This window comes from Delftia sp. ZNC0008, from assembly GCF_000799035.1.
GTDB lineage: Bacteria > Pseudomonadota > Gammaproteobacteria > Burkholderiales > Burkholderiaceae_C > Comamonas > Comamonas tsuruhatensis.
The window spans coordinates 1-1,420 of record NZ_JTKZ01000358.1 but is presented as its reverse complement, the minus strand read 5'-3'; the positions used below and the strand labels follow the sequence as shown (position 1 = coordinate 1,420).

General features: G+C 66.3%; 2 protein-coding genes. Both read left to right on the top strand.

Translation table 11 applies throughout. The annotated features are described in order from the left end of the window. Positions 1–350 precede the first annotated feature (350 nt). Complete coding sequence (locus L995_RS11800; protein WP_013801595.1) at positions 351–632, top strand: MbtH family protein; 282 nt, start codon at positions 351–353, stop codon at positions 630–632. A gap of 5 nt (positions 633–637) precedes the next feature. Continuing rightward, positions 638–1,381 carry a thioesterase II family protein gene (locus tag L995_RS11795; RefSeq protein ID WP_047471896.1) on the top strand — a complete coding sequence of 248 codons (744 nt, stop codon included), beginning with the start codon at positions 638–640 and terminating at the stop codon, positions 1,379–1,381. The last annotated feature ends 39 nt before the right edge of the window (positions 1,382–1,420 follow it).

Sequence of the window (1,420 nt, the reverse complement as noted above, 5' to 3'; positions counted from 1 at the left end):
GAAGAGCTGGCTGATGTTTTCCTGGCCGCGCAATTCACGGAAATGCAGTTCATCGCCCAATGGCGTGTGGATGGTGACTCGGCGTGTCATTGCTGCTTGCGCCCCGCTGGGGACACCCTCCCGTTATCTGATAAATGAAAATCATAGACAGATGAATGGCGATAGGGCAACACAATCGGGACTAGGAGTACTCTGAAAATTGCGGGCAATTGCTTGCCGCCGCAATCTCATGCCTGGCCATGGCATGAACAGTTTCAGGCGCCGAACGTCATGTTCAACAGAGGCGCAGTACCGGATCGCCGCGATCCGGAACTGGCTTCGCCGATGTTCAACTGCACAAGGACGCCTGCATGTCTACAAGCTGCTTCGACCGCGAAGACGAAACCTTCATCGTTCTGGTCAACCACGAGGAACAGTATTCCATCTGGCCGCACTGGAAGGCCGTGCCCGGCGGCTGGACCGCCGTGGAGGGTGTGAAGGGCGACAAGAAAACCGTGCTCGACTACGTGGACGCCACCTGGACCGACATGCGGCCCAAGTCGCTGCGCGTGTGGATGCAGCAGCAGGAGCAGGCGGGCTCCGGCGCCGCGCGGCACAAGGCCGATACCGATACCGAAACCGCAGCGGGCTGACGCGCATGCACGCGCCGCTGACCCTGCTGTGCCTGCCGTGCGCAGGCGCCAGCGCCACCATGTACCTGCGCTGGCGCAGGCTGCTGCCCCACTGGATCCGCATTGCGCCGGTGGAGCTGCCGGGGCGGGGCAGCCGGCTGGGCGAGCCTGCGGTCGAGGACTTCGGGCAGCTGGTATCGCTGCTGTGCGCCGAGCAGCGCCAGGCCATGCGCGGCCGCTTTGCGCTGCTGGGCCACAGCATGGGCGCGCTGCTGGCCTTCGGCATGGCGCGGCAGTTGCGCGAGCAGGGCAGGGAGCTGCCGCTGGCCCTGGTTGCCTCGGGCAGCCCGGCACCGGCCTGCCGCGATCCCGAGCGCTTTGCGGGCAAGGGCGACGATGCGGCGCTGATTGCCGATCTGCGCAGGCAGGGCGGCACGCCCGAAGAGGTGTTTGGCAGCCCCGAGCTCATGCGCATCACGCTGGATGTGCTGGGGTCCGACTACCGCGTCTGCGAGAGCTTCGGCCATGTGCCCGCTGCGGGCCTGCCGCTGCCGGTGCATGTCTTTGCGGGGCGGCAGGACGACATCGAGGCGCCCCGCGTCCAGGCCTGGTCGCAGGAGGCCGCCGGGGCCTTCACGCTGGACTGGTTCGAGGGCGGGCATTTCTTCATCAGGCAGCGCGAAGGCGATGTGCTGGCCGTGCTGGCGCAGCGCCTGGCCGGGGCCCAGTCACTCCAGGGGGAAATCCATGCAGCTCGTGTCCGTGCGTGAGGCCATGAGCCAGGGCATCGAGGTCTTCAGGCTACGCGG